Raw genomic sequence first — 6,901 nt, 5'->3', positions numbered from 1 at the left:
GACCACAAGAGCTTTGCGGTTTCATGCCCGCTCGCCCTGCTTGGCAGCGCCTTGTATCCGGTTCTTGTCCATCGGCTCGCAGTTTCGCTCCACACTTCCTTCCCACAGTTGGTCACCCTTCCGCAGTTGTGCTTCGCTTCGCTCGCTGTGGTCAGCTTGCGGCGGGACTTTCACCCACAAGAGTGCGCTCATGCTGAGCGCACATGAAAAAAGGCCGACAGCATTCACTGTCGGCCTTTTCGGTATACTTGGTCGGAGTACAAGGATTCGAACCTTGGACCCTCTGGTCCCAAACCAGATGCGCTACCGGGCTGCGCTACACTCCGAAGACAACGATCATACCCTTCCGCAGAGGTCGCGGTCAAGGAAAGTACCCGAGAATGCGCGCAAATGTGTGCGGATGCGGCTTTCCGGCACAGGAATCGATGGGAGTTTGTCATGACAGCCATGATTGGCCATTTTCCGGAACCGGGCTTCGACGCCCTCCCCGACCGCAAGCAATTGCGGCGCGTGGCGGCGGGCATCGCCATCTCGCTGGCCGTGCATGCGCTGCTGTTATCGATCTACCGCCAGCCGCGGCCGGCCGCCCTGCCCGCGCCCGCAAGCGAGCCGTTGACCGTGCGCCTGCAGGCGCCGCAGGCGCCGCCGGTTGCGGAGCCGGCCGAGCCGCCGGTACAGCCGCAAGACCAAACGAAGCCGGTGCCGCGCGCCCGCCCGCCCCGCCGCATCATCGCCGTGCCGCCGCAGCCGGAAGCCGCCAAGGACAAACCCTTCGCCGTCGAGGCGCCGCCCGCATCGCCTTCATCCGCGGACCCGGCGCCGGCGCCACAATTCAACCTCGACGCCGCGCGCAGCGTGGCGCGCAAGGTGGCGAACGAGCCGGATCCTGCCAAGGTGGGCACGGCGCTGGAAAGGCTGCCGCCGCCGCCCTTGCAGACCGAGAGCAAGTTCGAGCGCGCCATCAAGGGCGCCAAGCGGCCGGATTGCAAGGATGGGGTACCGGGTGGATTGCTGGCGCCGATTTTTCTGGCGATGGATAAGAAGGATAGTGGGTGTAAGTGGTAACCGCCGCTTCGTCATTCCCGCGCAGGCGGGAATCCATACTGAGCTACCGAAACCTGTTGATACGCAACGAGCTCACTGAATCGACTTCGGCACTTCAGCATGGGTTCCCGCTTTCGCGGGAACGACGGTGGTTATTCGGGAACGTTAATACAGGAGTCCTCACTCGCCCTTGATCTGCAAAGCCCGCTCATACAGCGCATTCTTCTTCCGCCCCGTAATCTGCGCCGTCAAATTGGCCGCCTGCTTCACCGAGCACTCCGCCAGCAGGATCTGCAGGATGCGCTCCGCCTCCGCATCGCCGGCATCGTCGGCCAGTGCCGCGCCTTCGACCAGCACCACGAATTCGCCGCGCTCGCGGTTCTGGTCGGCCTTGACCCAGGCCAGCGCCTCGCCGAGGGGGCAGCGGTGGATTTCTTCGAACATCTTGGTCAGCTCGCGCGCGAACACGACCTGGCGGGTCGGCTCGAACACGGCGGCCAGGGCTTCGACGCAGTCGGTGATGCGATGCGGTGCCTCATAGATCACGAGGGTCGAGGTCTCGCTCTTGAGCCGGACCAGTTCGGTTTCGCGCTGCTTCGCTTTGGCGGGTAAAAAGCCGACAAAATGGAAGCGGTCGTTCACCAGGCCGCTGGCCGACAGCGCCGTGACCGCCGCCGAGGCGCCGGGCACCGGCACCACGTTCAAGCCTTCGGCGCGCACCGCGTCGACGATGCGGGCGCCGGGGTCGGAGACGGCCGGCGTGCCGGCGTCCGACACCAGGGCCACGCGCTCGCCGGCGCGCAGGCGCTGGATCAGCTTTTCGGCCACCTCGCGCTCGTTGTGCTGGTGGGCCGCCACCATCTGCTTGTTCAGGCCGAAGCGGGTCAGCAGGGCGCCGGTCTTGCGCGTGTCCTCGCAGGCGACGACGTCGGCGATCAGCAGCAGGTGCAGGGCGCGCAGGGTGATGTCGGTGACGTTGCCGATCGGTGTGGCCACCACGTAAAGCGTTGCGGTAGGATACGACTGCTGGGCTGCTTCGCCCAGAACGGGCAATTGGGCGATCTGGCTGGACTGAATGGCGGTCATGTGGGGATCGGATGCTGATTAAAAAACTGAAAGCGCTGGGCGCGGGCCTGGCGACGGGACTGACGGTTGCGCTGCTGACCGGCTGCACCACGGTGAGCCTCGACGAGCCGCAGCGATTGTGCGCGCCCGGGGGCGCAAACACAAGTCCCAGGAGCGGCGACTACGCCTGCCCGGAGTATGCGCCGCCACCGGCGCCGGCCTATGTGCCGCCGCCGCGCGAGGTGGAATCGGCGCCGGTGCAGACCGCGCCGATCCAGCTGCCGGGCCATGAATCTCCCAATCCGCCTCCGGCCGCCGCCAGGGCTGGCGGTCCGGTCCGCGTCGCCCTGCTGCTGCCGATGAATTCCCCGAGCCTGGGCGCGGCCGCCGATGCCGTGCGCGCCGGCTTCATGGCCAGCGCCGAGCGTGACGGCGCCGGCATCGCGGTCGACCTGGTCGCCACCGGCGACGGCGCCGACGATGCCCTCGCCGCCTATTCCCGCGCCGCCGCCTCGCACGACGTCATCGTCGGTCCGCTGGCCCGTCCCGCCGTCAGCGCACTCGCCGCCGGCGGCGCGCTGAGCCTGCCGACCGTTGCCCTGAATCATCCCGAAGTGCGTGGCTCCTTGCCGCGCGGCATGGTCGTGGCCGGTCTCTCGATCGAGGACGAGGCGCGCCAGGCTGCCGACTGGGCGGCGCGCGAACATCCGCAGGGACGGGTACTGATCCTCACCGGCAACGCCGCCTGGGCCCAGCGCGCGGCCAGCGCCTTCGAGGCGCGCTGGAGCGAACTCGGCCATACGGGCCAGCGCTATAAGCTGCCCTCTGCCGGCGGCCGCGCCGACCCGCTCGCCATCTCCGAGCTCAAGACCCGCCTGGAAATCGATCCGCCGGAAGTGCTGTTCGCCGCGCTCGACGTGGTCGAGCTGCGCCAGGTACGGGCCCAGACCGGCACCGCGATTCCCCTGTACACCGGCGGCGCCGGCAATCCGGGCCGTGCTCCCGGCACCTCGTATGCCGAGCTGAACGGCCTGCGCGTGGTCGACCTGCCCTGGCTGATCCGGCCGGACAACCCGGCGGTGATGGTGTATCCGCGTCCCATCGATTCGGAACAGTCGCTGACCATGAGCCGCCTGTACGCGCTCGGCATCGACGCCTTCCTGGTCGCGCGCGAACTGGGCCTGCGCCCGGGCTCGCCCTTCATCATCGACGGCGTCACCGGCCACCTGGAGGTCGATGCCGGCAGCCAGCGCCTGCGGCGGCGCGAAGCCATGGCGATCTACCGAGACGGCAACTTCGAACCCGCGAACGCGGGGCCCTGACATGTGGCCGGCCCGCCTGTCGCAGAAGCAGGAACAGGGTCGGCAAGGAGAAGAATCGGCACTGGCGTATCTTCAACGCCACGGTTTGGTGCTGATCGAAGCGAACTTCCGGTGTAAGTTGGGCGAGATCGATCTCGTCATGCGCGAAGGCGACACCCTCGTCTTCGTCGAGGTGCGCCAGCGCGCCGACCGTTCGCGCGGCGGGGCCGCCGCCAGCATCACCCCAGCGAAAATCCGCCGGATCCTGCGCGCCGCCCAGGTCTACCTGCAGCGCTTCAGGCGCATGCCGCCCTGCCGCATCGACGTCGTCGCCATCGATGGCGGCAGGCTGGAATGGTTACGGAACGCCATCGACGCCGCCTGAAATGTAAGCATTTCTTACGCCACTTGTGCGGTAGGCGTTGCCACTGCACTATAATCTTCGACCATGAATACTCAACGCATCCTCGCTCATTTCCAGGAAAGCGCCGAACTCAAGCTGAAGTCGGGCCAGCTTCTGGCACAACCCATTTCGCAGGCCATCGAACTGATGTTCAATGCCCTGTCCAACGGCAACAAGATCCTGGCATGCGGCAACGGCGGTTCGGCCGGCGACGCCCAGCACTTCGCTGCCGAACTGGTCGGCCGCTTCGAGCGCGAGCGTTTCCCGCTGCCCGCGATCTCGCTGAGCACCGACACCTCGATCATCACGGCGGTCGGCAACGACTACAGCTTCAACGAGATCTTCAGCAAGCAGGTGCAGGCCCTCGGCCAGGCCGGCGACATCCTGCTGGCCATCTCGACGTCTGGCAATTCCGGCAACGTGCTGGCCGCCGTCGAAGCGGCGCTCGAGCGCGAGATGCGCGTCGTCGCCCTGACCGGCAAGGACGGCGGCAAGCTGGGCAAGCTGCTGACCGATGCCGACGTGCATATCAACGTGCAGCACGCACGCACCGCGCGCATCCAGGAAGTGCACCTGGTCGCGATCCACAGTATCTGCGACGGCATCGACGTCGCCCTGTTCGGAGAAGAAGATGCAAGTTAAGAAAGCCGTCCTCACCGCTGCCGTGCTCGCTTCCCTGATGGCTTCGCTGCAAGGCTGCGTGGCCGTGGTGGCCGGCGGCGTGGTCACGGGCGCGCTGGCGACCACCGACCGCCGCACGCTGGGCGCGCAGACCGAGGACAAGGCGATCGCCGTGAAGGCCGAAACCCGCATGCCGCAGATCGTCGGCGATGCCGGCCACGTCAACATCAACAGCTACAACCGCAAGGTGCTGCTGACCGGCGAAGTGCGCGACGAGGAAATGAAGCGCGCCGTCGAGAACGAAGTGCGCGGCATCACCAACGTCGACAACGTGATCAACGAACTGGTCGTCGCCGGACCGTCGAGCTATACCTCGCGTTCGAACGATGCCCTGATCACCAGCAAGGTCAAGCTCAGCCTGGCCGACAAGCAGACGGTGTCCGCCAACTCCTTCAAGGTCGTCACCGAACGCGGCAATGTCTACCTGATGGGCCTGGTGACCCAGCGCGAAGGCAATATCGCGGCCCAGGTGGCGCAAGGCGTGTCGGGTGTGATCCGCGTGGTCAAGATCTTCGAATACATCAGCGAAGAAGACCTGCGCGCGATGCAACCGCAGCAACCGCCGCAGGCGCAGTAATCCACGGGAACTGGCGACGGGTCTATAATGACTTGTCGCCCGTTCACGGATGAGATGAAGCCATGACCGCACCCCGTTCCAACCGCTCCTGGATCAAGCCGGCCGCCATCGGCGCCGCCGTGCTCGCGATCGCCGGTATCGGCGTTGCCGCCTTCGACCAGCAGCCGACTGCGCCCAACGTCACCTTCATCAGCATCGACGGCCAGAAGATCAGCTCGCAGGACTTGCGCGGCAAGGTCGTGATGGTCAATTTCTGGGCAACTTCCTGCGCCACTTGCGTGAAGGAGATGCCGCAGATGGTCGACACCTATAACAAGTTCCGCAAGCAGGGCCTGGAATTCGTCGCTGTCGCCATGAGCTACGATCCGCCGAACTATGTCCTGAACTATGCGGAAACACGCAAGCTGCCTTTCAAGGTCGCGCTCGATTCCGGCGGCGACCTGGCCAAGCAATTCGGCGACGTGGCAATGACGCCGACCACCTTCGTCATCGGCAAGGATGGCAAGATCCTCAAACGTTACCTGGGCGAGCCGGACTTCGCGTCGTTGCACGCGCTGCTGCAGAAATCGCTGACCGCAAGCTGAAGCACATCCGCGCACCCCTGACCTCCCGCAAACCGTACCTGTTTGCTTGCCCCAAGCTTGACGCGTTCGCTGGCAAAGGAAAACTCATGCGCAAGCCGTTCACGTCCGCCCTCCTGTTCCCGCTGCTGCTGGGAGGCTGCGCGAGCGTCGATACCGAACTGCGCGATACCGTCATCCTGCGTTACCAGCACGTCGCCAACGTGCACCGGATCGACTTCCACAACCCGATCGCGCTGAAACGCAACGACGCCATCCATTTCGTGCAGCCGCTGGAATCGCAGGGCTTCTGGGCCGTGTTCGTGCTGTGCAGCGTGGATGTCACCGGCGCCGTGCCCGCCTTCTATTACGACACCGACCGCTTCCGCGTCCAGTACGACGGCCGCCGCTTCGGCCCGCTGCGTCCCTACACCCTGAGGCTGGACGACAGCATCGACCTGAACGCGCGCACCGACACCGCCGCCATCGCCGATGCCATCGCGGCCGAAATCCACCAAGGTCCGTCCAGCCAGGTATTCCACCATGGCGCCTACCCGAACCTCGATTATCGCTTCGCCATCTACGTGCCCCACGGCCTGGCCGATTACGCCGGCGAAGAATTGCCGCTGCGCTATGTCGGCGGCCACACCATCGTGAAGGGCAAAGGCATCCCGCCTTCGGATATCCGGGTGGCGGGCGCGAATGGGACCGGCATCACGGCGCGCTGCCGGCCCTGATCGCGCTATGCTGTCGGCAAGGACAGCAGGAGGAAGCATGAGCGCAGCGAATACGACGATGACGGTCGAGCAAGCCTACCGGGCCATGCTGGCCTTCCTCGAACGCGAGGTCGAGCTGACCGAATCCAGCGACCTGGCCGACCTGGTCAGCGAATACAAGCTCGACGCCGACGGCCAGACCCGGGATCCAGCACTGTGGGAGGAATGGCTGGCGGCGGTCGACAAGATCTTGCCGCAGGGGAAACCGGCCTGACGGAGGACCGGCATTGCTCCCTACCCTCGAACTGATTGCGCGTCACGGCCTGTGGACGGTGGCGGCGGGCTCTATCTTGCCGCTGTGTCCGCCACCCAGCCGCATCAACACCTTCATCGTCCAGCAGCAGAAGGAAGCCCCGAACATGGACGATGTGCTGATCTCGTTTTCGCGCATGTCGGAAAGCGATTTTCATACGCTGCTCGACAAGTTGCAGGGCATTCCGGGCGTGCAGAAGCTGGACGCCAAGGGCCTTTCCGCCCGGCGGACTTATTAAGCG

Annotated in this window: 10 protein-coding genes and 1 tRNA gene; 9 read left to right on the top strand and 2 right to left on the bottom strand. The window is 65.6% G+C overall.

All coding sequences use genetic code 11. The features are described from left to right. Nucleotides 1-249 precede the first annotated feature (249 nt). Nucleotides 250-326 (bottom strand) — tRNA-Pro (locus AC1DOQ_RS03810). A gap of 112 nt (nucleotides 327-438) precedes the next feature. On the opposite strand from AC1DOQ_RS03810, the gene AC1DOQ_RS03805 reads away from it, so the two are divergent. Beyond that, entirely contained in the window at nucleotides 439-1,065 is a 627-nt protein-coding gene (locus AC1DOQ_RS03805) for a hypothetical protein (protein WP_477360413.1), read from the top strand. Nucleotides 1,066-1,224: 159 nt separating this feature from the next. On the opposite strand, the gene rsmI is transcribed toward AC1DOQ_RS03805, so the two are convergent. Beyond that, a complete protein-coding gene (gene rsmI, locus AC1DOQ_RS03800; RefSeq protein WP_477360411.1) occupies nucleotides 1,225-2,130 on the bottom strand; it encodes a 16S rRNA (cytidine(1402)-2'-O)-methyltransferase in 906 nt (301 codons plus the stop codon). An 11-nt stretch (nucleotides 2,131-2,141) separates the two neighbouring features. Between rsmI and AC1DOQ_RS03795 the strand changes: the two genes are divergently transcribed. From AC1DOQ_RS03795 to AC1DOQ_RS03760, 8 genes are all read left to right on the top strand, one after another. Then, nucleotides 2,142-3,431 (top strand): penicillin-binding protein activator, encoded by a 1,290-nt coding sequence (locus AC1DOQ_RS03795; RefSeq protein WP_477360409.1) that lies wholly within the window; start codon nucleotides 2,142-2,144, stop codon nucleotides 3,429-3,431. 1 nt (nucleotide 3,432) lies between these two features. Beyond that, a complete protein-coding gene (locus AC1DOQ_RS03790) occupies nucleotides 3,433-3,795 on the top strand; it encodes a YraN family protein (protein ID WP_477360407.1) in 363 nt (120 codons plus the stop codon). Between the two features lie 63 nt (nucleotides 3,796-3,858). After that, on the top strand, nucleotides 3,859-4,455 hold the full coding sequence (locus AC1DOQ_RS03785) for a phosphoheptose isomerase (protein WP_441935185.1): 597 nt from the start codon (nucleotides 3,859-3,861) through the stop codon (nucleotides 4,453-4,455). Then, entirely contained in the window at nucleotides 4,445-5,071 is a 627-nt protein-coding gene (locus tag AC1DOQ_RS03780) for a BON domain-containing protein (RefSeq protein WP_441935184.1), read from the top strand. The genes AC1DOQ_RS03785 and AC1DOQ_RS03780 overlap by 11 nt, the downstream gene beginning before the upstream one ends. 62 nt (nucleotides 5,072-5,133) lie before the next feature. After that, entirely contained in the window at nucleotides 5,134-5,655 is a 522-nt protein-coding gene (locus AC1DOQ_RS03775; protein ID WP_477360405.1) for a peroxiredoxin family protein, read from the top strand. 86 nt (nucleotides 5,656-5,741) lie between these two features. Beyond that, nucleotides 5,742-6,368 carry a hypothetical protein gene (locus AC1DOQ_RS03770; protein WP_477360403.1) on the top strand — a complete coding sequence of 209 codons (627 nt, stop codon included), beginning with the start codon at nucleotides 5,742-5,744 and terminating at the stop codon, nucleotides 6,366-6,368. A 37-nt stretch (nucleotides 6,369-6,405) separates the two neighbouring features. After that, complete coding sequence (locus tag AC1DOQ_RS03765; protein WP_477360401.1) at nucleotides 6,406-6,621, top strand: hypothetical protein; 216 nt, start codon at nucleotides 6,406-6,408, stop codon at nucleotides 6,619-6,621. A 13-nt stretch (nucleotides 6,622-6,634) separates the two neighbouring features. Then, nucleotides 6,635-6,898 carry a hypothetical protein gene (locus AC1DOQ_RS03760; protein WP_477360400.1) on the top strand — a complete coding sequence of 88 codons (264 nt, stop codon included), beginning with the start codon at nucleotides 6,635-6,637 and terminating at the stop codon, nucleotides 6,896-6,898. The last annotated feature ends 3 nt before the right edge of the window (nucleotides 6,899-6,901 follow it).

This window comes from Massilia sp. 01N417 (genome assembly GCF_056399645.1).
The sequence above is the reverse complement of the archived record's forward strand: the minus strand, read 5'-3'. Positions and strand labels throughout refer to the sequence as shown.

What these genes read in the sequence shown, in the direction of transcription:
- AC1DOQ_RS03805 (WP_477360413.1), top strand. Translation starts at nt 439, where the DNA reads ATGACAGCCATGATTGGCCATTTTCCGGAACCGGGCTTCGACGCCCTC.
- rsmI (WP_477360411.1), bottom strand. Translation starts at nt 2,130, where the DNA reads ATGACCGCCATTCAGTCCAGCCAGATCGCCCAATTGCCCGTTCTGGGC.
- AC1DOQ_RS03795 (WP_477360409.1), top strand. Translation starts at nt 2,142, where the DNA reads ATGCTGATTAAAAAACTGAAAGCGCTGGGCGCGGGCCTGGCGACGGGA.
- AC1DOQ_RS03790 (WP_477360407.1), top strand. Translation starts at nt 3,433, where the DNA reads ATGTGGCCGGCCCGCCTGTCGCAGAAGCAGGAACAGGGTCGGCAAGGA.
- AC1DOQ_RS03785 (WP_441935185.1), top strand. Translation starts at nt 3,859, where the DNA reads ATGAATACTCAACGCATCCTCGCTCATTTCCAGGAAAGCGCCGAACTC.
- AC1DOQ_RS03780 (WP_441935184.1), top strand. Translation starts at nt 4,445, where the DNA reads ATGCAAGTTAAGAAAGCCGTCCTCACCGCTGCCGTGCTCGCTTCCCTG.
- AC1DOQ_RS03775 (WP_477360405.1), top strand. Translation starts at nt 5,134, where the DNA reads ATGACCGCACCCCGTTCCAACCGCTCCTGGATCAAGCCGGCCGCCATC.
- AC1DOQ_RS03770 (WP_477360403.1), top strand. Translation starts at nt 5,742, where the DNA reads ATGCGCAAGCCGTTCACGTCCGCCCTCCTGTTCCCGCTGCTGCTGGGA.
- AC1DOQ_RS03765 (WP_477360401.1), top strand. Translation starts at nt 6,406, where the DNA reads ATGAGCGCAGCGAATACGACGATGACGGTCGAGCAAGCCTACCGGGCC.